The 25,885-nt window shown below is 62.7% G+C and carries 23 protein-coding genes and 1 tRNA gene; 5 read left to right on the forward strand and 19 right to left on the reverse strand.

The window, feature by feature from the left end; all coding sequences use genetic code 11:
- Positions 1–6: 6 nt before the first annotated feature.
- From DFR51_RS00725 to DFR51_RS00735, 3 genes are all read right to left on the reverse strand, one after another.
- Positions 7–2,739 carry a TonB-dependent receptor plug domain-containing protein gene (locus tag DFR51_RS00725; RefSeq protein WP_121047144.1) on the reverse strand — a complete coding sequence of 911 codons (2,733 nt, stop codon included), beginning with the start codon at positions 2,737–2,739 and terminating at the stop codon, positions 7–9.
- A 410-nt stretch (positions 2,740–3,149) separates the two neighbouring features.
- Complete coding sequence (locus tag DFR51_RS00730; protein WP_121047145.1) at positions 3,150–5,891, reverse strand: TonB-dependent receptor domain-containing protein; 2,742 nt, start codon at positions 5,889–5,891, stop codon at positions 3,150–3,152.
- 146 nt (positions 5,892–6,037) lie between these two features.
- A complete protein-coding gene (locus tag DFR51_RS00735) occupies positions 6,038–7,492 on the reverse strand; it encodes a serine hydrolase domain-containing protein (RefSeq protein WP_170151732.1) in 1,455 nt (484 codons plus the stop codon).
- A 270-nt stretch (positions 7,493–7,762) separates the two neighbouring features.
- Between DFR51_RS00735 and bla the strand changes: the two genes are divergently transcribed.
- Together bla and DFR51_RS00745 are read left to right on the forward strand one after the other, a co-directional pair.
- A complete protein-coding gene (bla, locus tag DFR51_RS00740; protein WP_207790667.1) occupies positions 7,763–8,758 on the forward strand; it encodes a class A beta-lactamase in 996 nt (331 codons plus the stop codon).
- Between the two features lie 10 nt (positions 8,759–8,768).
- A complete protein-coding gene (locus DFR51_RS00745; protein WP_121047148.1) occupies positions 8,769–10,247 on the forward strand; it encodes an amidohydrolase family protein in 1,479 nt (492 codons plus the stop codon).
- Positions 10,248–10,319: 72 nt separating this feature from the next.
- Here DFR51_RS00745 and DFR51_RS00750 read toward each other — a convergent pair whose 3' ends face one another.
- From DFR51_RS00750 to DFR51_RS00790, 9 genes are all read right to left on the reverse strand, one after another.
- Positions 10,320–12,275 (reverse strand): serine hydrolase domain-containing protein, encoded by a 1,956-nt coding sequence (locus DFR51_RS00750; protein ID WP_121047149.1) that lies wholly within the window; start codon positions 12,273–12,275, stop codon positions 10,320–10,322.
- A 244-nt stretch (positions 12,276–12,519) separates the two neighbouring features.
- Positions 12,520–13,338, reverse strand: coding sequence for a THxN family PEP-CTERM protein (locus DFR51_RS00755; protein WP_121047150.1), 819 nt, complete (start codon positions 13,336–13,338; stop codon positions 12,520–12,522).
- A 169-nt stretch (positions 13,339–13,507) separates the two neighbouring features.
- Complete coding sequence (locus DFR51_RS00760; RefSeq protein ID WP_121047151.1) at positions 13,508–13,837, reverse strand: DMT family transporter; 330 nt, start codon at positions 13,835–13,837, stop codon at positions 13,508–13,510.
- 65 nt (positions 13,838–13,902) lie between these two features.
- Positions 13,903–14,754: a hypothetical protein gene (locus tag DFR51_RS00765; RefSeq protein ID WP_121047152.1), complete on the reverse strand. Its 852-nt coding sequence runs from the start codon at positions 14,752–14,754 to the stop codon at positions 13,903–13,905.
- Between the two features lie 661 nt (positions 14,755–15,415).
- Positions 15,416–15,492: transfer RNA gene (locus DFR51_RS00770), tRNA-Arg, on the reverse strand.
- 37 nt (positions 15,493–15,529) lie between these two features.
- Entirely contained in the window at positions 15,530–15,982 is a 453-nt protein-coding gene (locus tag DFR51_RS00775; RefSeq protein ID WP_121047153.1) for a DUF1178 family protein, read from the reverse strand.
- Positions 15,979–16,803, reverse strand: a complete 825-nt coding sequence (locus DFR51_RS00780; protein ID WP_121047154.1) for a carbon-nitrogen hydrolase family protein — start codon at positions 16,801–16,803, stop codon at positions 15,979–15,981. Before DFR51_RS00780 ends, DFR51_RS00775 begins: the two co-directional genes overlap by 4 nt.
- 19 nt (positions 16,804–16,822) lie before the next feature.
- A complete protein-coding gene (gene grxC, locus DFR51_RS00785) occupies positions 16,823–17,086 on the reverse strand; it encodes a glutaredoxin 3 (RefSeq protein ID WP_121047155.1) in 264 nt (87 codons plus the stop codon).
- Positions 17,087–17,108: 22 nt separating this feature from the next.
- Positions 17,109–17,888 carry a double zinc ribbon domain-containing protein gene (locus tag DFR51_RS00790; protein ID WP_243445567.1) on the reverse strand — a complete coding sequence of 260 codons (780 nt, stop codon included), beginning with the start codon at positions 17,886–17,888 and terminating at the stop codon, positions 17,109–17,111.
- A 37-nt stretch (positions 17,889–17,925) separates the two neighbouring features.
- Here DFR51_RS00790 and DFR51_RS00795 point away from each other — a divergent pair, with 37 nt between their 5' ends.
- Positions 17,926–18,717, forward strand: a complete 792-nt coding sequence (locus tag DFR51_RS00795) for a class I SAM-dependent methyltransferase (RefSeq protein WP_121047156.1) — start codon at positions 17,926–17,928, stop codon at positions 18,715–18,717.
- On the opposite strand, the gene mutT is transcribed toward DFR51_RS00795, so the two are convergent.
- Positions 18,710–19,096: an 8-oxo-dGTP diphosphatase MutT gene (gene mutT, locus DFR51_RS00800; protein ID WP_243446526.1), complete on the reverse strand. Its 387-nt coding sequence runs from the start codon at positions 19,094–19,096 to the stop codon at positions 18,710–18,712. The genes DFR51_RS00795 and mutT overlap by 8 nt on opposite strands.
- Positions 19,097–19,233: 137 nt before the next feature.
- On the opposite strand from mutT, the gene DFR51_RS00805 reads away from it, so the two are divergent.
- Positions 19,234–19,407 (forward strand): Flp family type IVb pilin, encoded by a 174-nt coding sequence (locus tag DFR51_RS00805; protein ID WP_121047157.1) that lies wholly within the window; start codon positions 19,234–19,236, stop codon positions 19,405–19,407.
- Between the two features lie 205 nt (positions 19,408–19,612).
- Entirely contained in the window at positions 19,613–19,780 is a 168-nt protein-coding gene (locus DFR51_RS00810; RefSeq protein ID WP_121047158.1) for a Flp family type IVb pilin, read from the forward strand.
- A 63-nt stretch (positions 19,781–19,843) separates the two neighbouring features.
- On the opposite strand, the gene DFR51_RS00815 is transcribed toward DFR51_RS00810, so the two are convergent.
- The 6 genes from DFR51_RS00815 to DFR51_RS00840 all read right to left on the reverse strand — a co-directional run bounded on the left by DFR51_RS00815 (position 19,844) and on the right by DFR51_RS00840 (position 25,783).
- On the reverse strand, positions 19,844–21,322 hold the full coding sequence (locus DFR51_RS00815; RefSeq protein ID WP_243445568.1) for a M48 family metalloprotease: 1,479 nt from the start codon (positions 21,320–21,322) through the stop codon (positions 19,844–19,846).
- Positions 21,323–21,393: 71 nt separating this feature from the next.
- Complete coding sequence (locus DFR51_RS00820; RefSeq protein WP_121047159.1) at positions 21,394–21,981, reverse strand: ABC-type transport auxiliary lipoprotein family protein; 588 nt, start codon at positions 21,979–21,981, stop codon at positions 21,394–21,396.
- Positions 21,978–22,931: an MlaD family protein gene (locus DFR51_RS00825; protein WP_121047160.1), complete on the reverse strand. Its 954-nt coding sequence runs from the start codon at positions 22,929–22,931 to the stop codon at positions 21,978–21,980. The genes DFR51_RS00820 and DFR51_RS00825 overlap by 4 nt, the downstream gene beginning before the upstream one ends.
- 2 nt (positions 22,932–22,933) lie before the next feature.
- On the reverse strand, positions 22,934–23,728 hold the full coding sequence (locus tag DFR51_RS00830) for an ABC transporter ATP-binding protein (protein WP_121047161.1): 795 nt from the start codon (positions 23,726–23,728) through the stop codon (positions 22,934–22,936).
- Positions 23,728–24,873 (reverse strand): ABC transporter permease, encoded by a 1,146-nt coding sequence (locus DFR51_RS00835; protein WP_121047162.1) that lies wholly within the window; start codon positions 24,871–24,873, stop codon positions 23,728–23,730. Before DFR51_RS00835 ends, DFR51_RS00830 begins: the two co-directional genes overlap by 1 nt.
- The gene (locus tag DFR51_RS00840; RefSeq protein ID WP_121047163.1) at positions 24,866–25,783 is read right to left on the reverse strand and encodes an SMP-30/gluconolactonase/LRE family protein; all 918 of its coding nucleotides are present in this window, start codon (positions 25,781–25,783) and stop codon (positions 24,866–24,868) included. The genes DFR51_RS00835 and DFR51_RS00840 overlap by 8 nt, the downstream gene beginning before the upstream one ends.
- Between the last annotated feature and the right edge of the window lie 102 nt (positions 25,784–25,885).

Consider the following 25,885-nt stretch of genomic DNA (forward strand, 5'->3'; position numbering starts at 1 on the left):
TTTGGATTAGAAGTTTACCTTCACGCCGCCGGAGAAGTACCGACCCATCACTTCATAGTTCGGATTGGTGTACTGCGTGCGCGGGGCGCTCACGTTGAATAGATTGTTGACGTTGCCGTAGAGCGTGAACTCGCCAACCTTCATACGCATGCCGAAATCCACATAGGTACGGCTGCTGATATCGTTGTTGAGGATCGGCTGTCCGTTTGGTCCGATCTGATTGCTGTAGATGCCGCCATCGACATAACGGAATCGCAGGTCGCTGCCGAAGCGCTCATCCTGATAGGTGATCGTCGCGGTTCCGCGCCATTTCGGGGTCGAGAACACGGTATCGCCGCCGACGATGCCTGCGCGATCCGTTACGCGAACGCCGTCGTCGATCAGCAGTTCGATCACGTGTGTTGCAAGCGCGCGGAACGTCAGCGAGCCGGCGCCGACGGGCATCTGGTAGGACGCTTCAAGATCGATGCCCTTGGTTTCGTACTTCGCAAGGTTGCGGAAGGTCCGCAGCACCGAGACCAGCCCCCCGCTGGAATCGCGCTCGATCAGTCCGCCGCAGGTGTTGTCGCTCGGATTTTCCGCGTAGCAGAGACCCAGCACGTCCTGTCCTAGAAGGGTCACGATGACGTCGTCGATTTTGATCTTATAGAAATCGGCCGAAACCCGCAGGCCTGGGACGAAATTCGGGGAGTAAGAACCGCCGAGCGTCAGCGTGTGCGCGACTTCGGGATCCAGATCGGGATTGCCGCCCGTGTAGCTGTACACGTTGAGCGCAAGCGCGTTGCTGCGGAACGGATCAATCATGTTGCCGAGATTGGTGGCACGGGCGAGATAATATTCGGTAATGCTGGGCGAACGAATATCACGCGAATAGACGGCCCTCAGCAGCAGGTCGTTGAAGAGCCGCAGCGTGCTGCCGGTCTTCCAAGTCCAGATGCCGCCGCTCGTGCTGTAGTCGGAGTAGCGGATCGCACCGTTCACGTCGAGGCGTGCTGTATCGGCGACATCGAGCAGCGGTGCGTTTACCTCCGCGAAGAACTCCTTCACGTCGAAACCGCCGTTGGTGGCCGAGAAGTTGAGCGGCGTCAGTTGGCGGTTTACCGAGTAGGGGTCGGTTGAGTTGGTCGTGAACTCTTCCCAGCGCCAGTCGCTGCCGACAGCGATGTCCACGGGCCCGGCCCACATTGAGAAAAGCTCTCCGCTGAGGCTGACGCCAGCGGTGTCGAGCTTGGTCGTTGTCACCGAACCACCCGACGCGAAAGAATAAGCGCGCGCCGCATCGGTGATGTTGCCATTGCCGAGGATGTTGATGGGAACGCAGGCCGGATCATCGTTTGCGAGATTCGCGTCGGCATTGACGCGGCAGACCGGCGTACCGCCGACCAGAACCGAATCGACCGCACGGTTGAAATTGGCGGTGATCCTCTGGTTGTCCAGCCACTGATCGTTCTTCAGTTCACCATGATTGTAGTAGGCGCGATATTTCCATCGATCCCCGATCGAACCATCGACGCCAGCCGCGATCTCCATGTTGCGGCGCTTGTAACGATAGTTGAGGAACCGGTCCGGCCCCACGTCGTCCAGGATGCGTCCCAGAACGAATGGTCCGGTGACACCTGCCGTGGCGAGTTGTGTGCGTGCCTGATCCGTTAGGAACGCGTTGTCCGGCATGATGACGGCGATGGGCGTGTCCGGGAAGAACGTGAAATCGGACGACATGCGGTTGTAGCGGGCATCGACCCAAAACTTCATCGTGTCCGTCACGTCATAGCTCGCGCGCGCGAAAACGTTGATGCGCTTGTAAGGCGTGCTGACCGAGAGATACTCGTAGAGGCCCTGACCGTCGCCGCCGACAGTCTGCTGGCCGAACGTTTCGCTGCCGAGCGGCAGCGGGCCGACCGAACCATCGGGATTGAAGATCAGATTGTAGGGTGCCGCCGTCAGGCTGAGGATTGAGCCGCCACGATTGAGGATGGTGTACTTGATATCTTCAGTCAGAACGAGTTGACCGTCAGCACGCTGAAAGAGGCCGCCGTTCATGTTCTTGCGTGAATCGCGATCCCAGGCGCCTTTGTCCTGCAGATATTCGCCAGCGATCATGAAATGCCCGCGGTCGTCGGCGAATTTCGTGCCCCAAGCAAGGTCGCCGCCGTAGCGTTGGCCGTCGCCGTATGTGGACACACCCGTGTTGAGCCCCGCTTTTACGCCTGTCATATTGTCGTCGATGATGAGGTTGACGACACCCGCGACGGCGCCCGAACCCCAAGCGGCGGACGCGCCGCCGGTCACCACGTCAACGCGCTTGATCACATTCTGCGGCACAGAGTTAAGATCGGCGGAGCCGGTGAAGCGGTAACCGTTGAACAGTGTCAGCGTGCGCGTAATGCCGAGCCCGCGAAGGTCGGCCGGCGATGCCGCTGCGTTCGTATTGCCCGTGGTCGTGGCAGGTGTGTTCGTAGCGCGGAACTGCGGAACGTCGTTCAGCGCCTGCGCGATGCTCGGCCGATTGCCCTGCGCCAGCTCCTCTACCCCCAGAACGGTCGTCGGGGTCGGCGCATCAAAGCCCGAGCGTTGGATGCGCGAGCCCGTGACGATGATAAGTTCGGAGTTTTCCGCAGCGTTCGATTCTGCTGCATCCTGCGCGAACGCGGAGTTGGAAAATGTAAGCGCAAGGCCTAGCGCCAATACACTCACCGAAGCCGCGCGCGCGGATGAACGGATACCAAGCATGGAAGTCATGACAGTCCCCTTTTGACCTGCTTCGAAATGTGGCGTTCGTCTACTCACGCGAACGTTATTTCGACCGTGGAAAGTTCACCAAAACTTTCGGCCTGTCCACATCAATATCCTAAATGGGACGTAATTTTCCCTATGGGTTGCTGTGAAAACACACCAACGGCCGTCGCGAGGCCCGTCAAAAGCTGTTTTCGATCATTCCCCACACCAGGCTGGTCCGGCGAAGGGCTTATTAGCTTGCACATTGCCAGTAACCGCCTCGCCCGGCGTGCTGGCTGGAAGCAATGGATGTTTAGTGGGGTGGAGGCCTGCGCTCAACGCTGATCCGCGCCTACCTTTTTGAATGGCGAACAAAAAATGCCCGCGGATCGAGGTCGATCCGCGGGCATCTTGTTCCCGACCCGGGAGGGAAATTAGAAGTTGATACGGGCTCCGACCGTGAAATAGCGGCCGATCAGATCGTGATATGGTGAGCTGACCGCAGCGACCGCCGGATCACGGTCGAAGAGGTTCTGGACGTTGCCGTAGACGGTGAACTTCTTGCCGTCGCCGTACGGGATGTACGCACGGGCACCGAGGTCGAAGTACCAGCGAGCCGAGATGCTGTTGGACGGATCCTGGTTTGGCAGCACGTTTGCCGGAGCATAGCCACCGCCGTCGACGTAGCGAACGCGGAGGTCCGCGCCGATGCGCTCGCTTTCGTAAACGGAGGAGAGCGTTCCGCGCCATTGCGGGACGAGGAAGGGCTGTTGCGAACCGAGGTAACCAACGCCATCGATTTTCACGACCGTGTTGTCGAGTGCCAGCGTGTCCGTGTAGTTCGCAAGGGCGCGAACGTTCAGTTGACCCGGAAGACCGATGCTGTCGAGGTCGGTCTTGTAGGATGCTTCGAAGTCGAGGCCCTTGGTCCTGAACTTGGCAATGTTCAGGTACGCGGCGTTGATGGTCGCAATCGCGCCCGTGCCGTCACGAACGATCTGGTCGCAAGCGGCCTGGATGTTCGAATTGTAGCAGTTGTTGACGATGGTCTGTGCATTCAGCGTCGTGATGACATCATCGATCTTGATGTCATAGTAGTCAGCCGAGAAGCGGAGGCCCGGGAGGAAGCTCGGCGTCAGGACGATGCCGACGGTGAGCGTATCAGCCTTTTCGGGCTGCAGCTCAGGATTACCGCCCGTGTAGGCGATGATGCTCGTCAGCGGGCTACTCGGACGGCCGAGATCGTTCACCGACGTGTACAGCGTGGAGCGGGTACCGAAGAGTTCGGTGATGCTGGCTGCACGGACGTCACGCGAGCGCGTTGCACGCAGCGTGATGCTTTCGTTGATGTCCCACGTTGCGCCGACCTTCCAGGCCCAGATCGTGCCTTCGGTGCTGTAGTCCGACCAGCGGGCTGCTGCGTTGACCATCAGCTTTTCGGCGAACGGCAGGTCCGCAAGAACCGGCACTGCAACTTCGACGAAGGCTTCCTTCACGTTGTTGCCGACACCGTCGATGTTCACGCCGTTGATCGTCGTGAAACGATTCGCCAGCGCGTTTTCATCGTACTGGGAACGGAAGCTCTGCTTGCGATAGTCAAAGCCGGTCGCGAACGAAACCGGGTGGTTCCACAGTTCGAACGGCTCGCCGCTCAGCGTGAACCCCGCGTTGGTCAGCTTGTAAGTCTGGACCACGTTCCAATCGGCGGTTGCATAATCAATAGCAGCCGCATCGGCATTGCCCGAACCAAACAGATTGAGCGGCCGACACTCCGTCGTCGGGTCCGTGAGCGCAATGCGGCAGACAGGGGTTCCGCCCGGTCCCGTCACAGCATCCACGGCATTGAAGAAGTTCTCACGAAGCGTGATGTCCTTCAGGGTCATATCCTGCGTCTGCTTACCCTTGCTGACGAAAGCAGAATAACGCCACTTGCCGTCGGCGAAGCTGCCGTCGAAGCCGATCGCACCCTGGTAGGTCTCACGCTCGAAGTCGTACCGCGCCAGCGACATGTCGGTGAGCGCGCGGCCCATCCGGAACTCAGTCTGGCCGGCGGTCGCGAGCTGGCTCTTGATCGCGTCGGACAGGTAGGCGTTGTCAGCCTGAATGGTCAGCTGATTGATGCCGAGGTCCGGGAAGAAGACGCGCTCATTCCAAACGCGGTTATAGTTGCCTTCAGCCCACACGGTGAACGTGTCGGTGAGGTCGTAGCTGGTGCGCACCAGCGCATTCACGCGCTCGATCGGAGCGGACAGTGAACGGTAGTTGTCGATGTGGTAGCCTTCGCCACCGATCATCAAACTGCCGCCGCCAGGGTTGATCTGGCCATACTGGTACGGCCGCAGCGTGCCGTCGTTATTGAAGACCTGGCCAGCAAGGACGCCGGTGTTGATGACACCCTGCTCGTGGCGATTGTTTTCTGTCAAGCCCATGGTGGGCTCCAAAAAGCCGTTCTCGTTCGGATAGAAAGCTGCAGCACCGATGCGCGGACGAGCGACGCCGGGGATGACGCCCTTGTCGTTGAGGTAGTCGGCGCCGAAGATCACGTGGCCGCGCCCGTCGTCGAACTTGAAGCCGCCCGAACCCTCCAGGAGATACTTCTGACCGTCACCGCGCGATGAAATGCCGGTCTGCGCGCCGAGCTCGATGCCCTCGCGCTTGTTGTCGAGCATGATGTTGACCACGCCCGCGACGGCGTCGGTGCCGTAAGCGGCCGAGGCGCCGCCGGTCACAACGTCGATGCTCTTCACCAGCCCGTAGGGGATCGTCTGCAGGTCGTTGATGGTGACGTAGCGGCGTCCGTTGATGAGAACGAGCGTGCGCGATGCACCGAGGCCGCGAAGGTCCGCCGGTGAAACGCCCGAAGTCGTCACCGTGTTCGTCGAGGTTGCGCTCTGCGACATGCGGAACTGCGGAAGGTCGGCGAGTGCCGCCTGGATGTCCGTACGCCCGGCGATCTTCAGGTCTGCCGCGCTGACGACCGTGGTCGGCGTCGGCGCGTCGAAGCCGACCGTGCTGATGCGCGAGCCGGTGATGATGATGACCTCCGAATTTTCGGCTGCGGTTGTGTCTGCGGCTTCCTGCGCAGATGCCGGACCGGAAACCGCGAGTGCGATTCCAATCGCCAGCGCGCTGGCCGACGCGATGCGGGTGGATGAACGGATAACAGGCATAGTCATGACAGTCCCCTCTTGACGTGCGTGTGAAGGAAATCGCGCTCGGCGCGGTTGCGCGAGCGTCTGTTTCAAAATCGGAAAATCACCCAAAAATTTTCAGTTGTCTACATCGATATCCTGAATAGGACGATGTTTCTCTCTATGGGTTGCTATTTAACAACACGGTAAAGAACGTGCGGCTGCGAGGAGAACGACATTTTCCGGTCGTTCTCCGGCCCATAGAACTCAAGCTTCTCGAACGGGCCGCCGTCGCGTGCTGCCGTAACCTGCTCGTAGAGCTGCGGTCCGATCTGCTCCCAATAGGTCTTGTTGCCGCGATTCTCGACCACGAGACCATGCGGCCCGGAGGCGCTGACCTTGATGTCGAACTCGGGCTGCGGCGGATCGCTGTAGGTCCGGCGGTTCGTGCGATAGGCGCCGACCGTCGGCGTGGATGTGCCGGTCCAGCGCGGCGCGGGGTTTTCAGGGAAAACGCGGCCGATAATGGCGTTCTGAAGCTCCGTGCGTGCGCCGTAGCTTCCCCAGCCACCTGTCGTGGACACGAAGAAGCCGAAGTCGGCCTCAGGTGCGAGGATCAGGAACGAGTGGAAATCGGCGGTGTTGCCGCCATGGCCGACAAGGCGCGGCCCCGCCTCGCGCACGACCATGTAGCCATACGCCATGCCCGGCAGAGACGGTGCATTCTTGTGAAGCGTCTCGCGCATCAGCTTCATGGTTTCCGGTTTCAGGATGCGCGCGTCGCCAAGCGCGCCGTCGCCGAGATGGGCGAGCATGAAGCGCGCCATGTCGGGGCCCGTCGCGGAAGCTGAGCCTGCGGGCATGATGTTCCCATAAAGCTCGAACGGCTTGGCGACGAAGCGGCCATCCTTGAGTTCGTAGCCGAGCGCCATGTTTTCGGCGCGCGTGCCCGTCAGCGGCTCGCGAAAGGTCGCGCTTGTCATTCCGAGCGGGCTGAAGATGTGGCGGTCGATGTAGTCAGGGAACGCCTCGCCCGAGACGCGCTCCACGATATAGCCGGCGATCGCCGAGCCATAGTTGGAATACGAGGTTTCGACTCCCGAGTCGCGAACGCGGGTGGGGATGTTGTTCTTCAGGAATGTGCCGAGTGGAACGAAGCCTGCCGGGCTTTCCACCGTAATGCCGCCCCTGTCTTCAAGGCCGGGTGCGTGGGTAAGAAGGTCGCGGACGAGGATCGGCTTCGCGTATGTGGCTGGAATCTTGAAGTCGAGGTATTTGTTGACGTCGTCGTCCAGCTTCACGCGCCCTTTTTCGACCTGCTGCATAAGCGCGGTCCAGGTGAACAGCTTTGATACCGATCCCGGTCGAAAGAGCGTCTTTTCGCCATCCACCGGTATTTTTCGATCGATATCGGCGTAGCCGTAACCCTTGCTGAAAACGACCTTTCCGCCGGAAACCACGGTGACGACGGCGCCTGCCACCTCCCGCGTGGCAATTTGCTGCGCCATCACGCCGTCGACGAACTCCGGGAGCCCGGCAAGGCGCGCTGGATCGACGTTTGTGACGGACGCGGTCGGCGCTGCGGCCGAGGGCGCAGTTGCCAGAAGTGCGAGAGCAAGCGCAGCCCCGCCGAAAACACGCCGCATTGCCACGGACCGATTGCGTTCGCGCATCACCCCGACTCTCCCTTCCCAATGTTATGTTCCAGAATTTTGACATATCAGGATGATATTTTCAAATTGGGATTGTCAAAAAGCATACCTGCGTTTTCAGAAATAAATTTAATTCCATTTTATCAAACACATAACGAGATGCGTATCTCGTGTTGCAATTGAAGAAATTTACTCTCATTGTCCTGTACGGAGAATTTGCCGCGCCAAGGCTGCGGCCTTCAAATTCCAACGAGGGAGGGAATGATGAAACGGAACGCCATGCGCTGGCTCTGTTTGCCGCTGGTTTTTGCTGCGCTCAGCGTGGGGGAGGCCTCTGCAGCCGCACCGGTGGCGACAAAGGCCGTGGATACGGAGGTCGAACGGCTTGCTGCAGGCGCGGGGGGTGTTGTCGGCATCGCGGCGTGGCGGCTGGATGGGAAGGGCTCCCGCGTGCTGTTCAATGCGGACGCATCGTTCCCCATGGCAAGCACCTACAAGGTCCCGCTCGCGGGCAAGATTTTCGACATGGTCGACAAGGGGCAGATCCGCCTCGATACCATGCTGGACGTGCCGCAGGAGATGATGTCGCCTTCGGAGGTGATTGCCGATCGCTTCATCCATTCCGGTGTCAGCCTTTCGGTGCACAATCTGCTCGAAGTGATGCTGACCCAGAGCGACAACACGGCGACTGACGTGCTGATGAAGGCAGCGGGCGGCCCGCAGGCGGTGACGGCGTGGGCGCGCGCGCAGGGCGTTACCGCGATGCGCGTCGATCGGGATACGAATCGGTTGCTGCGAGATTTTTACGGTCTCGGTGAAGGCCCGCTGACGGAGGCGTTCGACAAGGCGGCGAAGGCCGAGCCATCGCTTCTGACCAAGGGCTCGAAGCCGGACGCAACTTTCGATGCCGACCCCAGGGACACGGCGAGCCCCGCAGCGATGGCGACGCTCCTGACGCGTATGTTCGCCGGAAAGGCGCTCTCGCCTGAAAGCACGAAGGCCTTTACCGCGATCATGGAGCGCTGCCGCACCGGCGCAGCACGTCTCCCGGGGCAGATGCCGCCGGGTACGATCGTCGCCCACAAGACCGGCACGATCGGCGGAACGGTGAACGACGTCGGCATGGTGAGCCTGCCCGATGGCACCGGGGTCGTGATCGCCGCCTATGTGAAGACGAGCGCGGCGCCGACTGCCGATCGCGAGCGCGCCATTGCCGAAATCGCACGGACGATCCGCGATTATTTCCTGTTTGCGAATTGAGGAGGGCTGAATGAAAACTGCACTGTTTCTGGCGACCGCGCTGGCTGCGTTCGCGACACCGGCGCTTGCCGAAACCTATGATGTCGTGATTTCCGGCGGCCGGGTGATGGACCCCGAAAGCGGACGCGACGAGATCGCCAATGTCGGGATCATCGGCAACCGTATTGCTGAAATCTCGGCGACGCCGCTCAAAGGCAAGCGCAAGATAGACGCGCGCGGGCTTGTCGTCGCACCAGGCTTCGTCGATCTCCATGCGCATGGACAGCACGACAAGGGGCAGCAGTTCCAGGTGCTGGACGGCGTGACGACCGCGATCGATGCCGAAGGTGGCGCGATGCCGGTGCAGGCGTTCGTGGGGGCGATGAAGGGACATGCGCTCATCAACTTCGGCGCGAGCGCATCGCACCAGTGCGCGCGCATGGAAGTGATCGCGGCTGCGCCCTGCAAGGGACACGGCGCGACGAACGGTGAGACGGTCGCGGACCGAAAGGCCTATACCGCGTCGGCGACGCCGGAGCAGCAGAAGGCGATCGTCGCCGCGCTCGACCGCGAGGTTGCGGCGGGCGCGCTCGGCTATGGCCTAGGCATCGAATACACGCCTGGCGCCGGGCGCAGCGAGATCTACGACATCTTCAAAGCCGCCGCGGAAACGCGCGCGCCGGTGTTCGTCCATGTCCGCAGCCGTCCGCTCGATCCGGCGCCCGGCGTGCCGATCGCAGTGGCGCAGGAAGTGATCGCGAATGCCGCCATCACCGGGGCGCCGCTGCAGATCGTTCACCTGCACTCCACCGGGCTCAAGGACACGCCGATCCTGATCGACATGGTGAAGCACGCGCAGGCGCGCGGCCTGGACATTACCTCGGAAGCCTATCCTTACACGGCGGGCAGCACGTCGATCGGATCGGAGTTTTTCCGCGATGGTTGGCAGGAGCGTTCGGGGATCAGCTACGGCGACCTCCAGTGGCCGGCGACGGGCGAGCGGCTGACGAAGGAGACGTTCGAACGCTACCGCCGCGAGCAGCCGAATGCTGCGGTGGTCGTGCACATGATCCCCGAAGATGTCGTCGACCAGATCATCGCCGAACCCGCGATCTCGATCGCGTCGGATGGCATGCCGTGGCGCACGTCGGGCGAGCATCCGCGCGGTGCTGGCACTTATGCGCGTGTACTCGGCCGCTATGTCCGTGAACGCGGTACGCTCGATCTGATGGCGGCACTCCGCAAGATGACGATCATGCCCGCGCAGCGGCTGGAGGGCATTTCGCCGCAGATGGCGAAGAAGGGCCGTGTGTCGGTCGGCGCTGATGCCGATCTCACGCTGTTCGATCCGGCAACCGTGACCGACGTGGCCACATTCGAAAAGCCGATGCAGGCATCGCGCGGCATCCGCTACGTTCTGGTCAACGGCACACCTGTCGTCGATGGCGGCAAACTATCGAACAAGGTCTTCCCCGGGGAAGCGATCCTCGGAACCGGCAAGGGCCGCTGAACACAAAAAAGGGGACGCCGCGGGGCGTCCCCTCTCTCTTCCGCACGTCAAATGCGGAGTCTTTCCTTCATATCAGTAGTTGAGGCCGAAGCTGAGCAGTCCGAGCGTGGCTGCTGCCCAAAGCGCGACGATCGCCGCTCCGACCAGTATCACGCTCCACAGACGTGAACTCCAGCGTCCTCCCGTCCAGGCACTCCAGGCGTTCCAGAGCGCAAGCGCGAGAAGCCCGATGAACCCGATCAGACCGGCGGCCTGCAGAACAATAACCAGCCCATCATACTTGCCGTTGATGGCGGTAAAGCCCTCCTGCGACATCGCGCTGAAGATGAAGAGCCAGCCGACGCAGACCAGCAAAACGGCGACGGCAAAGCCGCGCAGCAGGTGATAGCGCATTCGCGCCCGGCCCGAGAGCGCCAGCGGGGCCGAATAAAGACGCCGGGCGATTGCACCGGCGGGCCACGACAGCGCCGTCAGCAACAGCACGATGGCGGCGAACACCATGGCGGGGTTCAGCCATCCTGCATTCGCGTGCCACGGCGCGGGTTCGAACACCACCGCCGCCGATCCGGCGTCGACACTGAAACGCTGAACCTTGCCGTTCACAACCTTCGCCGCGAGCCGCTGTTTGCCGCCGACCTCACGCCACACGAAGGGCGCGATCTCTTTCCACGCGCGCGGCTCGCCGCCCGGTGTCTTGAAGTTCGGCACCAGAAGCCCACCGTCCGCGCCCACCGTCACGGCGATCTGCGACGCGTAAGCGCCGGTGCGCATGAAGCTGGAGTCGGAACGGCGGCTGGCAATGTAATGCCCCGCCATCATCCGGGCATGAGCCGCGGCGGTTTTCGCATCCACGGCGCCGTCCTTGGGCGTGCCGGGGAAATAGCGATCCATGAAGCCGGTGATCAGCGCGTTGTGAATCGCGCTCGGGGCGCCGTCCTTCCCGACACTGTTGATCGAGATGTAAACGCCGACGTTTTGGTCGATCAGCAGCCACAGATAGGTGAAGAAGCGCTGTGTTCCGCCGTTATGGCCGATGATGCGATAGCCGTTCTGATTCTGCTCGTAGAACCCGAGCGCCATGCGGTTGAGCGGCGGGATCATGTCGAGGAAGGTGGTGTGCATCGTCTTCGCGGTTTCGGGCGAGAGCAGCGGCCCACCGTTCGCGAGATGTGCGATCATGAACTTGCCCATGTCCGCGCCGCTTGCCGAAAGGCTGCCCGCGGGCGCGGGTTCGACCACCTCGAAGGGCATCGCCTTGCCTGAAGCGGTCTGATAGCTGTTGGACATCAGCGGCTTGAGAGCTGCGGGAAGCGGCTGACGGAAGGTTGAATGCGTCATGCCGATCGGCTTCAGAATGTGCTGCTCGATATAGTCTTCGAACGGCACGCCTGAGACGCGCTCAACGATGTAACCGGCGATTCCCGTCGCGTAGTTCGAATAGGCGGGCGTCGTACCGGGCGCAAAAATCCGGTGCGGCACCCAGCGTTTCATTACGGCGTCGAGCGGCGCGGGTGCTTCCTTCTCGTCCGAGATCAGCTCACGTACCGATTCTTCGAAGCCGGAGGTGTGCGTCATGATGTTGCGCAGCGTGATCGGCTTGCCTTCATATGCCGGGATATTGAAATCGAGGTAGGTGTTTACGTCGGCGTCGAGGTCGAGTTTGCCTTCCTGGACGAGCTGCATCACAGCCGTCCACGTAAACAGTTTCGACACGGAACCGGGCCGGAACAGTGTCTTTTCAGGGTCGACCGGCGTGCGCTTTTCGACGTCGGCGTATCCATAGCCGCGCTCCGTAAGCACCTGGCCGTCCTTCACGACGACGACGACCGCACCCGCGATCGCGCCGCGAGAAAGCGCATAGGGCATGAGCCCGTCGAGCCACGCATCGACGTCGGCCTTGTTGAGCAGGTGACTTGGCGTGACCGAAGCGGCCGGCGAAGAGAGTGTATCTTCGGGGGGCGGTGCTGCCGCCGTCTGTGCGGATAGGACGATGAGTCCCAAAATGAGCTTCAGATATTTACCGACCATACGAACAGCCCCCCTCAAGACAAATACTCTGCCACCGGCGACTCCAATCACTCGGTTGACATTTTCCTGTATGGGATAAAATCGTCCCATATAGAAAATTGTCAATCCCGATTGAGCGCCAGGGTTGCAGAGTGGGGAAGGGGTCTTGTCGTGCGTGCGGAAAGCCTTCTACGCGCACATACGAAAAGACCCGGCTCAGTTTCCTGAACCGGGTCTCTTTCGTTAGTCAAACGCTGTGAGGCGTTCAGGCAGCCTTGCGGCGGCGGCGCGTGGCGCCGAGACCGACGAGGCCGAGACCGAAGAGCGCAAGCGCAGCCGGTTCCGGAACTTCGCGGCCTTCGATCGACAGCGCGAACTGTGCGAAGGTCGTCGCGGCTTCGGCCGTCAGGAAGCCGAAGCAGCCCGCAGCCACACCGGCCGAAGCGCAAGCTTCGGCGGAGAGGAAGCCGAGCGTCGGAGCCGAGTCCGGATCTTCGAAGATGAACAGCGAGTAGTTGACGCCGTCATAAGAGAAGTCGAACTGACCGAAGTCGAAGTCGAGCACGAAGATGTCGGCGCAGCCTGCGCTGTTGATGCCGACGCCCACAGCGCCACCGTCGGCGCAGACGCCGCCCGAACCCGCGTTCGGCGTCTCGATGAACGAAATGTTGAACGTGCGCTCGAGCGGCGAGGCGAGCGGGTCACCGGCCGGATCGAACGGGGTCAGCGCGATCGTGATCGAGAGGTCGGTGCTGAGCAGCGACTTGGTGCCCGACGGAAGCGTCCGGTTCTCGTGATAGTACTGATCAGCGAGGTTCCAGGTGCCGTTGGTGTCGAGCAGACCCGAGGTCGGGGTGTCGGTGACGCCGATGGCGCTCTTGACGCTCGAGGGGCCCCACTGAATGCGCGTGGAGCTGACCTGCTGCGTGCCCGTGCCCGAAGCTTCGAAAACCGGGTTGGAGAACGCCGAGGTCACTTCGTATGACCAGGTGTTGACGAAAGCCGCCTGGGCAGCGGTGGACGTTCCAACCGCGGCGACAAGCGCCATCGCGGGCAGAACCTTGTTGAGAACCTTGTTGCGCATTGAACGCCTCCTGAGAACTGATAGCCGAAATCAGGGAAGCAAGTCGCGTGCCATTTGCGGCAGAGGTGAAGAAAGGGTTAATTTTCCGAGGTTAACGGGCTGTCCGTTTCGGCGCTGAAAAATGCGCAGCGAAAATTGTAAAGAATTCCGACGACGCTTCAGGCGATGCTCAGTGCACCGCCGCGCGGGAGAAAAGTCGGAGGACAACCACTCCGGCAAGGATCAAAGCTATGCCGACGAAGGCCGGCGCATCGAGTGTTTGCTTCAGGAAGGCCCAGCCGATGAACGTGATGAGCACGATGCCGATGCCTGCCCAGATCGCGTAGGCGATACCCACGGGAATGCTCTGAAGGGCCAGCGACATCAGGTAAAACGACGTCGCAAAGCTGACGAGGACAATGAGCGTGGGCGTCAACCGCGTGAAGCCCGCGGTCTGGCTGAGCGCGGACGTGCCGATCGTTTCGGCAAGGATCGCGCCTGCAAGATAGAGATAGTGCATCGAAGTCGTCCTCCCCGTTTATCCTCGAACCGGACAGGGAGTGGGGCGCAGGCCGAGGCGGCCCGTCAAGCCTTTTCGGACACCGCCGTCGGTGCGCGAACGACATCCTCGCTGATCGGCTTCCCGTATACGATGAACTTTTCGGCTTTGCCGTCGTCGCCCGTATAGAAGTTCGGGATCGTCAGCAGCGGGCGCAAACCGTAAAGCTCGTAAATGCGCCGCGCATGGCGGTATTTTTCGCAATCGGACGTTTCGAGGCAGAACCACCGCGCGCCGTTTCGCTTCGCGCGGTCTTCCGTCAGGCGCAGCGTCTGGAACACGGCATCCCGACGCGCGCGCGCTGGATCGATGGCGCCCCAGGCGCCCCAGGTGACGTCGTGCCAGAACTCTGTTTCGTAAATGCCGGTAAGGCCGATGATCGCGCCGCTGCATTCCACGACGCTGAACTCGCAGTCCGACGAAACGCTGCGGCGTCCGCTGAAGCGCAGCCGCACGGGCGGTTGATGCGGGTTGATGAGCCTTTTCCGCTCGGCATAGAGGTAGATATGCTGGCCTTGCCCATCGGGAAGATGGCCCGCGACCCGAAAGCCGGCAGCCAGGAACTGCGGCGCATATCCGCGCTCGACGCGCACGACGAGCAATCGATGGAAACGCGGCCAACGGCGCATCGCCGCAACGGCGAGATCGATCGTGGCTTCAGACTGTGCGGCAAGATCGATCCACGCGACGTCGCGCCCATGAACGAAGGACGAGAGGAGATCGAGTTTCACGGCTTCGCCGTCTTCCTCGATGTGGACTTCCCACTTGGCCCACATGGATGTGATCTGGGGGAGACCTACCTTGCTGGCAAAGTGCCACAGATAGCTGCGCGCAACGAGGCCGACTTCGCCGCTGAAATTGTCTGCGGCGATTTTCATCGCGCGCGCAATATCGCCGACCTTGAGAGGCCTGATCGAATATTGGCTTAAATTCCGAGCCTTTTTGGGCTTCGGCGCTTTAACGGAAGGCTGTTTTTCGATGGGTTCTGGAAAATTGCAATTTGCGTTAATTCCAGAGTAACTTTCATTGTTTACATGATTTTTATGAACGCCAAAGGTCTCATTCGGATTGATGCTTTCCGTTAGACCCAAATTGTTCATTCTTTGACCCACCGCGAATTATTATTTTTTGAGTTCGGTCCCGTGCGTGGGCCGAACCCTGCCTGCTGCCACTCTGCTAGTTTGACCCAGAGTATTGACCGGCGTTTGTTAACAATCTCTAACTTTGTTTGGGTGGAATGCCCATACGTGGTTCCGGCTTCGAGTCACGGTCGGTCCCTAGGAAAAAACGACTGGTCGTATTCCTCGCCTTCCCGCGCGATTCCGCAGAATCCTGCGTATGGATGGGACGCGTCGACACACTTGTCGAACCCCGTCTGAAGACGGCAGCCGCCGCATGCCCCAACACGGCGTACGAGACAGCAAAAACGACTCGAAGCCCAAGCCGGAAAGATTTCTGACGGGACCGGTTGCCTGCGCCTGTGCGAGAGAAAGCCTGGGTTTCGGACCAGGTCGCGCGGCGGCAGAGGGGCAGGAAGAATGGTGCCCCCGAGAGGATTCGAACCTCTGGCCTGCGGTTTAGGAAACCGTCGCTCTATCCTGCTGAGCTACGGGGGCACGCACGCCGCATCAGTGGCGGCAGCGGGCGAAAATATCAAGCGTCGGTGCCGCCCGGGCGGGTTGGGAACAGCAGCGGCATCGCTTCGATGCCTTCATCGCGAAGCTGCGCCGCCTCGTCTGCGCTGGTTTCGCCGTAAATGCCGCGCGCGTCGGTTTCGCCGTAGTGGATCGCGCGCGCTTCCTCGGCAAAGCGGTTGCCGACGTATTCACTGCTTTCGATCATGCTCTTCTGCATTTCGGCGAGCGCGCCAAGCATCTGCTTGATCCGCGCGTCTTCGCCGCCTGCCACGGGAACAGGGCGCGTTTCGTCTCGCATGTTGCCCTTGGCGGGAACGGCAGGTGCCATCACAGCCTTCGTGATCTCGGTATTGCTGCAAAGCGGGCACGCGAGAAGGCCACGCTCCTTCTGCGTCTCGTAGTCACTCGTGGAGCCAAACCACGCTTCGAAGACGTGGGCCTCACCGCATTTCAGGTCGAAGACGATCACGGCGCAGCGATGTCCCTACGGTGCTGCAGCACCGGGATGCGGCGGCGCACGTCGGCAATACGTTCAAGATCGATTTCGGCGAAGTGAAGCCCCGGCTCTTCGCCCGCATCGAGCAGGATGTCGCCCCAGGGATCGATCACCAGCGAGTGGCCGTAGGTGGAGCGTCCGTCCTCGTGCTCACCGGTTTGCCCGGCGGCGACCACGAACGAGGCCGTTTCAATGGCGCGGGCGCGCAGCAGCGTGTGCCAATGCGCGCGTCCCGTGGGGCGCGTGAACGCGGCCGGGAGCGCGATCACCTCGGCGCCTGCGCCGCTCAGCGCATCGAACAGGCGCGGGAAGCGTACGTCGTAGCAGATCGCCAGACCGAGCGTGCCGACGGGCGTTTCGGCGAGCGCGACGCCTGCGCCCGCCACAAAGCTAGCGGATTCGCGGTAATATTCGCCCGGAGCGGCCTCGACATCGAACAGGTGCATCTTGTCGTATCGCGCATGGATCTCGCCCTTGTCGTCGATCACGAGGCTGCGGTTGACCAAACGGTCCGCATGGCGCGCATCGCGTAGCGCGAGCGAGCCGAGCGCCACCCAAATGCCCGTTTTCTGGGCGGCCTCGCGCACGGCGGCGAGCGCCACATCCTCGTCCTCGCCGCGGGCATTGGCGAAGAGGCGCGCGGTGTTCCGGTCCAGCATGCCGGACATCTCGGGCGTGAACAGCATTGTCGCGCCGCCTGCTGCTGCGGCCTCAACATAGCCGGAGAGCACGGCGGCGTTGACGGCGGAGTCCGTGCCGGACGTCATCTGGGCGATGGCGATGCGTGTCGTCATGGGGCTCGATATGGCGCGTTCAGGCGGTTTGTGCCAGTAGCGGATCGAGCTTGCCATCGGCGTCGAGCTGCGCGAGGTCGTCCGATCCGCCGATATGCTGACCGCCGATGAAAATCTGAGGCACCGTGGTGCGGCCGTGCGCGCGCTGGATCATCTCGGCGCGGCGATCTCCGCACAAGGTAATGTCGATTTCCTCGAAGGCGGCGCCCTTCGCCTTCAAAAGCGACTTCGCGCGTGTGCAGTAGGGGCACAGGAATTTCGTATAAATTTCAATCTTGGACAAACTGCGATCCCTTTGGCTCTTTTCAGCCCTGTTCGACAGTATCATGGGTGACGCGGGCAAAAGTTACAATATCTATGCGCGCCGCCCCTGCGCGGCGGAGCGCGCGGGCGCAAGCCTCGGCTGTCGCGCCTGTCGTCATCACGTCGTCAACCAAAAGGACGTGGGCGCCCTTGATGTGCGTCGCCGCACGGACGCGGATCGCGCCCCTCACGTTTTCCGCGCGCTGGCGCCGCGACATGCCGCGGCTGATCGGTGTATCGCGCACGCGGGCAAGTGCGGTGGTCAGCACGCTGAGCCCGGTGCGGCGGGCCAGTGCGTGCGCTAGCAGCGCGGCTTGGTTGAAGCGGCGCAGACGCAGGCGGCGCGTGTGCAGCGGCACTGGCATCAGAAGGGGGCGATCGGCGAGCATCGGCGCGGCGGCGCGGGCCATCATGCCCGCCATGATGCGCGCCAGTCCGGTGCGGTCGCCGTGCTTCAACGCCAACACGAGTCCGGCGCTCGGTCCGTTATAAGCGAGCGCGGCGCGGGCGTGGTCGAACGGCGGCGGCGTTTCCATGCAGGCGCCGCAACGCGTATCGTCTCCCGTGCTATAGGGGAACGGCAGGCCGCAGCAGGCGCACATCGGTGCGGTGAGGAAGTTCAGCCGCGACCAGCACGGAACGCAGAAATTGCCGTCCTCGCTCACGATCGTTCGGCACGACGGGCAGCGCGGCGGCAGCAGCAGGTCCACGAAACCCGCGCCCGTTCGTTTCAGAAGCTGGAAAACGGCCCTCTCCATCGGCATGTCGTAGCAGCCCGCCATTGCGCTTGCAGCCTCCCTCCGACAAGAGGGGCTCTGCATGTCAAACCCCATCGAACCGTTCGACCGCACCGCCCGCCGCCGCGCCCGTGATCGTGCCGCAGCCGATTTCGCCCGCTTCGCGTTCCTGAAAGAGGCGCTCGCCGCCGATCTCGCCGAGCGGCTTTCGGAGCTCGGGCCGTCGTTCCCTCGCATTCTAGATCTCGGGTCGCACGACGGGCGCATTGCTGCCCTCCTGCCCGACAGCGAAATCGTTGCGGCCGACGCCGGGTTTCGGTTTGCAGAAATGGCGCATGGCGTGATGTGCGACGAGGACCGCCTGCCGTTCGCGGCCGGCAGTTTCGATGCGGTGCTGTCGGCGGCCAGTCTGCACGGCGTCAATGATCTACCCGGCGCGCTCGTGCAAATCCGGCACGCGCTGAAACCGGGCGGCGTGTTCCTTGCGTCGTTCGTCGGCGGCGCATCGCTTGCGGCGCTGCGCGCGCGCCTGCTCGCGGCCGAAATGACGCGCCACGACGGTGCCTCCCCGCGCTTTCTGCCGATGGTCGATCCGCGCGAAGCGCCCGGGCTGCTGCAGCGCGCGGGCTTTATCGAGCCGGTTGTCGATGTGCACCAGCAGACCGTGCGGTATCGCGGCGCCGCGTCCATGCTGGCCGATCTGCGGGGCATGGGGGAGAGCAACGTGCTTCACGCGCGGAGCCGCAAGCCCATTTCGCGCGCCGACGCTGCGGCGCTCTGCGCAGCGGCGGAAACAGAAGGGGAGGTCGATGGCCGGCACCCTGTCCCGCTTGAAATCGTCACAATGACCGGTCGGGCGCCGCCGCTTAGATAAGCGCTGCGAGCGTGCCGATCAGCGGCCGGTCGGCGGGCGGCATATCGATCGAGAACAGGTCGTTCACGCGCTCCCAGCGCAGGCGCTGGCCGTCGTGCCCGTGCGGAGTGCCCTGCCACTTGCGGCAGACATAGAGCATCAGCACGAGGTGGAAATGTTCGTAGGCGTGGCTGGCGAAGGTCGCCGGGGCAAGACACGAGGCTTCCGTCTCGATACCCAGCTCCTCACGCAGTTCACGAATGAGCGCCGCTTCGGGCGTTTCGCCCGTCTCCACCTTGCCGCCGGGGAACTCCCAGGTTCCGGCAAGATGCTTTCCGGCCGGGCGCTCGGCGAGCAGAACGCGACCGTCGCGGTCGATGAGCGCGGCGGCGACGACCATACGGATCGGCAATGGATTCATTTGGTTAACCCCGCGCTTAGTCCGGCTTGTGTGATTTTGTTAACGCCTGACGGCTAGAACGGAGCGGCATCGACAATGCAAGTCCTGAATCCGTGTTTGAACTGAAGGTAGCGGCTATGCCCGAATTCATCCGCAAACTGGTTCGCCAGTCCGAGGGCGCGACAGCGATCGAGTACGGCCTGATCGCGGCGCTGATTGCCGTCGGCGCCATCTCGGGTTTCAATTCTTTCGGTAACGGTCTCACCAACATGTGGGGCAAGATCGAGAACAATGTGAAGTCGAGTTCGTAGCCATGGCGGCGGACGGTTGGAAAAAACAAACAGGCCTTCGGGCCTGTTTTTTTTGACCCGAAACAATTGCTTCGAAAGTTAACGCATTTTCACCAGCCGCTTTAAGCAATTGGCAAGAGCAATGCGATAGTGATGCATTGCTGACCTCTTGGACGGGGACAGAGGAACTACCCGGTACGTACCGAACTGGTATAGGAGACAAGAAATGTCGTTTTTCCGTAAGCTTCGTAAGGAAGAGAAGGGCGCGACGGCCATTGAATACGGCCTGATTGCGGCTCTCATCGCGGTTGCGGCCATCGGCGCCATGGGTGCGCTGGGCAACGCCATCAGCCAGACGATGAACAACGCTGCGAGTGCGATGACCGACGCCTAAGCGTCGATCCCGCGCAAGCGAAACGATCAGGGCGTCGGGGAAACCCGGCGCCCTTTTCGTTTGTCAGCCGTAAACGACGATCTTCACCTTCTCGCCCGCACGCAGCGTCGGGTTCGCCTCGCGGTTGTTCATCACGAGGAAGCGTTCAAGCTTGTAGCTGTCGAACGCCATGCGCTGGGAAATCGACTGGGCGGTGTCGCCGGGCTTGACGGTCACCACCTGGATCACCCGTTTGCGCAGCGCTGCTGCCTGCGCGTCGGTCAGCTTGCGGAATGAGCGCGACGTGGTGTTAACCACGTTCGAGACGTTCACGTTCGACGGCGAGACAAAAATGAAGTGATAGCCGTTGCCGCCGTCGAAGCGGTAGGCGACGACGGTCACATCGCGATTGCCGTTTTGCGTGGCGACGCGCGCGGTTGCGGTCGCGGCGTCCATGCCGTTGATCGTCGTGCGCTGCACGCCGGTGTACCGCGCCTTGTTGTTGCCGAGCACGCCCTGGAACACGTTGGAAATATAGGAGTCGAGGCTGTCGCCGTCGCTGAGCTTGGCGCCGCTGAACTGAATCTGCGCCTGCCCGCCGGTCGCCGTCACTGCCGCGGCACCATTGCTCAGGTAGTAGCCCTGCGGCACCTCGAAGGCGATTTTGAGTACGGGGTGCGCAAACTTGTGCCCCTCAACGAAGCCCTGTGCCGGATCGTCGCCGTAAAGCATGCCGTTGACCGCCGCGTAATAATCGGGCGCATCCCGTTTCAGCTGGCCGGGCTTCACGCCCGTCGCCGCGGCCTTCTGAGAGGCACGCTTGACGCGCGCGGCGGTGAGCGGGTGGCTTCGCGCCCATGAAGGGATCTGCGCAGCCTCGTTCTGGCCGCGAATCCGCGTCTCCAGAGCCTCCTGATCGCCAAGCGACTGCAGAATGTCCGCCGCCGCATAGGGGTCGTAGCCCGCCGCCGTCATGTAGCGGATGCCGAGATCGTCGGATTGGTATTCCTGATCGCGCGAGTATTTCATCGTCCACACCTGCCCGAGCTGGCCGGCGAGCTGGCCGATCTGGCTGCTGCCGGTCAGCACGGTGGCGAGGATCGATACGAGCCCGCTGCCAAGCGCCGCATTCTGCCGCTTCTTGGAATGCTGGGCGTCGACATGGCCGACTTCGTGGCCGAGTACCGAGGCAAGCTCTGCCTCGCTGTTCATGATCGAAAGCAGACCGCGCGTCATGTAGACGTAGCAGCCGGGAATGGCGAAGGCGTTGACGACCGTGGTGTTGAGCAGCGTCACCGTGCATTCGTTTTCGGCCGACGCGATGTTGGAGCGAACGGCGACCTCCTTGCCGATGCGCTTCACCATCGCCGTGCCGGGGCCCTCATAGGCGCCGCCGAATTCGGCCAGGATTTCCGGGTGTGCCTGGGCCGCCTGCGCGCGTTCACTGGCGCTGATCTGGCGCGGCTTCTGAGCGCTCGCGCTCGTCCCCGGTCCGGTCACGCACGCACCGAGCACCATTGTGCTCAGCGCGATCCCCAAGGCCTGCTGCGCTTCTTTCCTCATAAGGTTCCTGTTCCTTAAAATGCCTGCCACCCGTTAAACCGGCGACATGCCTCGCCGGTTCCCGAGGATCGTTACGGCTGCGATGCCGCCCAGTCTCCAACGCTCGCGGCGACCTCGTTGGCCGCGTCGTTAAGCGCACGGGCGACGGCGGGCCCAGTCTCGGCATTAACCGGCCGCGTCGCCTCGAAGCTGCGGCTCGCAACATAGCCGGTTCCGGGTGCCGACAACATGGCATCGTAGCGAACACGCACCTGCGGCGCGCTGCGTACATCGAGCCCGAACTCGATCAGCCGGCCGGAAAGCCGGTGCGCGCCCGCGATATCGGCGTTGCGCTCGTCGATGACCGGTCGGCCCGTGCGTGCCTGAACGACCTCTCCCAGCAGGCGCTGGAACAGCACCACCGGCTGTTCCACCCAGCTGGCTTCGGGAAGATAGGCAATCTCGGTCGCCTGCGTGGTGACTGGAATGCGCAGCGTACGCAGTGCGCCCGGCGCGCTCGGGGTGGTCACGAGCAGCGGTTTGCCGGTCACAGGCTTAGGTTCACCCGTATCGGCGCGGATGGTGAGCAGCGAGTCCGGCGCTTCTCCGGCGCCGCCGATCTGCACCAGAGGCCCGCAGCCGGTGATCATCAGCGCCGCGAACAGGGCGATCGGTTTCATCGATTTTCTCCGTCGGGCTTGTATTCAGGCAGCTTGCGGCCGCCGACGAGGGCGCCCGCCGGGTCTTCATCGAGCTTGGCGGCGATGGCGCCGAGCGAACGCGACATCTCGCGCAGGTCGCCGACGAGGAGGTTCACCTCGGGCAGGGTGTGCGCATTAAACGCTTCGGCGCCGGTGCGCGCCGCGCGTGAGGTCGCCTCCAGCTCACCGAGTGCCGTTTCCGCGTGCTGCAGCGTCTTGCGGAGATCGGCGATGAGCGGCCTACCCTCCGAATCGACGAGCTTGCTCGTGCTTTCGGCAAGCAGGGCGAGCGCTGCGGCGGTCTTGCGGGTCTCCGCGATCGTGGCGCGAATTTCCGTCACCGCCTCTGCGATGTCGCCGTCGCGACTGGCGATGGCGGCGGTGATCGTGTTCGCGTTCTTGAGGATGCCGGCGATCGAATCCTGGTTCTGCGGGCTCAGCACCTCATTGAGGCGTGCGGTAAGCGTGCTTATGCGCTCCAGAAGCTGCGGCGCCGAATCCAGCAATTGGCCGAGCGCGCCCGGCTTGGTGGGGATCACCGGCGCTCCGTACGGTCCCGGTTCGTCGATAGGCGGCGCGCCCTTGATCGCGCCTTCCAGCTCGACGATCGAAACCCCCGTGAAACCCACGCTCGAAACCGTCGCAACCGTCCCCTGCAGGATCGGCACCCCCTCATCGATCTCGATGCGGACACGCACGAAATTCGGCGATTCCGGCATCAGCCGGATTTCCTGAACCGTGCCCACGGGCACGCCCGAATAGTTCACGGCGCTGCCGCGCGCGAGGCCGGAAACGGACCGGAAGAAGATGTCGTATTTCTGCCGGTCCGACGTATCGACGCGCGCGATCCAAAGGATGAACAGGAACGCGGTAATGAACAGCGCGATTGCGACGGCGCCGACGAGAACGTGGTTGCTTCTCGTTTCCAAAATCAACCCCCTGCTGCGGTGCTCGCAAGCGCGGCGCGCCCACGCGGTCCGCGGAAATACTCCTGAACCCACGGATGATCGAAAGCCAGAAGTTCGTCGATAGTTCCCACCGTCAGCACGCGCTTGTCTGCCAGCACGGCGACACGGTCGCAAATCGTGTGCAGCGTGTCGAGATCGTGCGTGATGAGAAACACGGTGAGGTCCAGCGCCTGGCGCAGCTGAAGAATCAGCTGGTCGAACGCCGCCGCACCGATCGGATCGAGGCCCGCTGTCGGCTCGTCGAGGAAAAGCAGGCGCGGGTCGAGCGCGAGCGCGCGGGCAAGGCCGGCGCGCTTCTTCATGCCGCCCGAAAGCTCGCTCGGGTGCTTGGGACCGGCATCGGGGGGCAGGCCGACCATCGCGATCTTGTAGGCCGCGATCTCGTCCATCAGCGCGTCTTCGATGTGATAGAACTCGCGCATCGGCACTTCGATGTTCTCGGCGACGGTGAGCGTGGAGAACAGCGCGCCGTTCTGAAACAGCACTCCGAACTGGCGGCGCAGCTCCAGCTCTTCAAGTTCGCCGAGGCCACTCACACGGCGCCCGAAAATCTCCACTTCGCCGGCGGTGTAGCGCTGCAGGCCGATGATCGATCGCATCAGCACGGTCTTCCCCGTGCCCGATCCGCCGACGATGCCGATGATCTCGCCGCGCCGGACCTCGAGGTCCAGGTTTTCGTGGATAACCTGGTCACCGAAGCTGTTGCGAAGCCCGGTCACGCGGATCACGGGGCCGCGGCGGTCGTCCTCCAGCGCCATCAGTTCCACCCGATCGCTGAAAAGAACACGGCGAAAAACGCGTCGAGTACGATGACGAGGAAGATCGCCTGCACGACCGCGGCGGTGGTCCGCAGCCCGACCTCTTCGGCGTTGCCGCGCACCTGCATCCCCTGGAAACATCCCGTCACGGCGATCACGAGCCCGAACACCGGCGCCTTGATCAGCCCGACCCAAACGTCGGTGAGCGGCACCACCTCCTGAATGCGCTGCACGAAGGTCGCCGGGGGAATACCCAGCGATGCCCATGTCAGCAGCATGCCGCCCAGAATGCCGAGCATTGATCCGTAGAATGCAAGCAAGGGCATGGCGAATACGGCGGCAAGCAGGCGCGGGATGACCAGTACCTCGATGGGCGGCATCCCGATCGTGCGCATCGCATCGACCTCTTCGGCCAGCTTCATCGAACCGATCTGTGCGGCGAAGGCGCTTCCCGAGCGGCCCGCGACCATGATCGCGGTCATCAGCACGCCGAGTTCGCGGAAGGTGATGCGACCGACGAGGTTGATGACGAACACATCAGCGCCAAACTGGCGGAGCTGCACCGCGCCCTGCTGCGCGACGACGATGCCGACAAGGAAACTCATCAGTCCGATGATGCCGAGCGAGGCGACGCCCACCGCCTCGAACTGGTTGATAAAGGCGCGCCAGCGGAAGGCCCGCCGCGCCGCGATCACCTTGCCGAGCGAAACGAGCGTGAGGCCAAGGAAGGCAAGGAAGCCGCCGAACGTGGTCGCCACGAAGGTGATCCACGCACCGAGCTTTTCCAGTGTGCGGATGAAGCCCGGCATCGGGTCCGGCCGGATCTTGGTGGGCTGGGTGTGCGAGCAGATCTGCTCGATCAGCTCTTCGGCCTTGTCGCTCGCGCCTGTCAGCTGGAAGGGGAGACCCGCCGCTTCGCGTGCCGTGCGCGTGCGGTAGAGCACCCAGGCGCCTGCCGTATCGATGCGTTCGATATCGGCGAGATCGATGGTGAGCGGCTCGGGATCGGCTTCGAGCGCCCGCAGGCGCCGCGAGATCGGGTCGATGAAGCGGATCGTCATGCGGCCCGAGAGGTGAACCGTCCGCCCTTCGTCCGTTTCACTCTCGCTGATCCGACCCTCTGCGGGGGCCTCCGCCTCAGCCATAATGCGCAAGTCTCAGGCCGGGCCGGTCCCAGCGTGTTTTTGCGATCCGGCCGGTGGTCGACAGCGTCACCCACGCATCCTGCATGTCCGCACCGCCGAAGCAGATGTTGGTGGGAAGCAGATCGGGAAATTCGCGCCAGGTCTGCGCGCCGGTCACGGGATCGACCGAGGTGATGCCGGGCTGGGCGACAAGTGTCGCCACACAGATGTTGCCATCCGCGTCGATCGCCAGCGAATCGAGCAGTGTATGCCCGCCGAAGGCGGTGACGACGCGTCCAGGCAGCGCTTCAAGCGCCGAGGGCGCGACTTCGCCGGGGCCGGTGATGTCGAAAGCAAGGACGGTCCGTTCCATGGTGAGTGCCGTATACACAGTCCGTCCGTCGGGCGAGAGGCCGACGCCGTTCATATTCGGGCCGTAAACCGCGCAGCGGATGCCGGAGCCGTCTGCCCTGGCATAATAGAGCCCGCCATGGTCGGTGGCGTGGTCGCGAATCTTGCCGAGGTCGGTGAACCAGAAACCGCCTGCCGTATCGAAGACGATGTCGTTCGGGCCGGACAGCGCTCGACCGTCGCAGGCGTCATAAAGTCGCTCGATCTTACCCGTTGAAAGGTCGATCCGCTCGATACGTCCGGTCGTGTAGTCGGCGGCGATGTGGCCGGGGATCATCAGCCCGTCCTGCAGCATCCACTCGAAGCCGCCGTTGTTGCACACGTAAAGCGCGCCGTCCGGCCCGATCGCGGCGCCGTTGGGCCCGCCGCCCGGCGCGGCGATCGTCTCGGTGCGGCCGTCCGGCAGCACGCGCGTGATGCGACCCGCCGCGATCTCCACGACGATCACGCTGCCGTCCTGCATCCACACCGGACCTTCGGGAAACTGCAGGCCTTCCGCGACGATTTCGAATGCGCTCATTCCGATCCGTCCTCCCGCTGCATCCTGTCCGCCAAAGCGCTTTCGATGCAAGGTCTTTGCGTCTGGCAGGCAATTGCGCTAGCTATGAAGTTCCTGATCTGT

It is taken from the genome of Sphingosinicella microcystinivorans, assembly GCF_003634215.1.
In the GTDB taxonomy this organism is placed as follows: Bacteria; Pseudomonadota; Alphaproteobacteria; order Sphingomonadales; family Sphingomonadaceae; genus Sphingosinicella; species Sphingosinicella microcystinivorans.

What these genes read in the sequence shown, in the direction of transcription:
- mutT (WP_243446526.1), bottom strand. Translation starts at nt 19,096, where the DNA reads ATGGTCGTCGCCGCCGCGCTCATCGACCGCGACGGTCGCGTTCTGCTC.
- DFR51_RS00745 (WP_121047148.1), top strand. Translation starts at nt 8,769, where the DNA reads ATGAAAACTGCACTGTTTCTGGCGACCGCGCTGGCTGCGTTCGCGACA.
- DFR51_RS00765 (WP_121047152.1), bottom strand. Translation starts at nt 14,754, where the DNA reads ATGAAAATCGCCGCAGACAATTTCAGCGGCGAAGTCGGCCTCGTTGCG.
- DFR51_RS00805 (WP_121047157.1), top strand. Translation starts at nt 19,234, where the DNA reads ATGCCCGAATTCATCCGCAAACTGGTTCGCCAGTCCGAGGGCGCGACA.
- DFR51_RS00820 (WP_121047159.1), bottom strand. Translation starts at nt 21,981, where the DNA reads ATGAAACCGATCGCCCTGTTCGCGGCGCTGATGATCACCGGCTGCGGG.
- DFR51_RS00755 (WP_121047150.1), bottom strand. Translation starts at nt 13,338, where the DNA reads ATGCGCAACAAGGTTCTCAACAAGGTTCTGCCCGCGATGGCGCTTGTC.
- DFR51_RS00725 (WP_121047144.1), bottom strand. Translation starts at nt 2,739, where the DNA reads ATGACTTCCATGCTTGGTATCCGTTCATCCGCGCGCGCGGCTTCGGTG.
- bla (WP_207790667.1), top strand. Translation starts at nt 7,763, where the DNA reads ATGAAACGGAACGCCATGCGCTGGCTCTGTTTGCCGCTGGTTTTTGCT.
- DFR51_RS00795 (WP_121047156.1), top strand. Translation starts at nt 17,926, where the DNA reads ATGTCAAACCCCATCGAACCGTTCGACCGCACCGCCCGCCGCCGCGCC.
- DFR51_RS00815 (WP_243445568.1), bottom strand. Translation starts at nt 21,322, where the DNA reads ATGAGGAAAGAAGCGCAGCAGGCCTTGGGGATCGCGCTGAGCACAATG.
- DFR51_RS00750 (WP_121047149.1), bottom strand. Translation starts at nt 12,275, where the DNA reads ATGGTCGGTAAATATCTGAAGCTCATTTTGGGACTCATCGTCCTATCC.
- DFR51_RS00830 (WP_121047161.1), bottom strand. Translation starts at nt 23,728, where the DNA reads ATGGCGCTGGAGGACGACCGCCGCGGCCCCGTGATCCGCGTGACCGGG.
- DFR51_RS00835 (WP_121047162.1), bottom strand. Translation starts at nt 24,873, where the DNA reads ATGGCTGAGGCGGAGGCCCCCGCAGAGGGTCGGATCAGCGAGAGTGAA.
- DFR51_RS00840 (WP_121047163.1), bottom strand. Translation starts at nt 25,783, where the DNA reads ATGAGCGCATTCGAAATCGTCGCGGAAGGCCTGCAGTTTCCCGAAGGT.
- DFR51_RS00735 (WP_170151732.1), bottom strand. Translation starts at nt 7,492, where the DNA reads ATGCGGCGTGTTTTCGGCGGGGCTGCGCTTGCTCTCGCACTTCTGGCA.
- DFR51_RS00780 (WP_121047154.1), bottom strand. Translation starts at nt 16,803, where the DNA reads ATGACGACACGCATCGCCATCGCCCAGATGACGTCCGGCACGGACTCC.
- DFR51_RS00760 (WP_121047151.1), bottom strand. Translation starts at nt 13,837, where the DNA reads ATGCACTATCTCTATCTTGCAGGCGCGATCCTTGCCGAAACGATCGGC.
- DFR51_RS00790 (WP_243445567.1), bottom strand. Translation starts at nt 17,888, where the DNA reads ATGGCGGGCTGCTACGACATGCCGATGGAGAGGGCCGTTTTCCAGCTT.
- DFR51_RS00810 (WP_121047158.1), top strand. Translation starts at nt 19,613, where the DNA reads ATGTCGTTTTTCCGTAAGCTTCGTAAGGAAGAGAAGGGCGCGACGGCC.
- DFR51_RS00730 (WP_121047145.1), bottom strand. Translation starts at nt 5,891, where the DNA reads ATGACTATGCCTGTTATCCGTTCATCCACCCGCATCGCGTCGGCCAGC.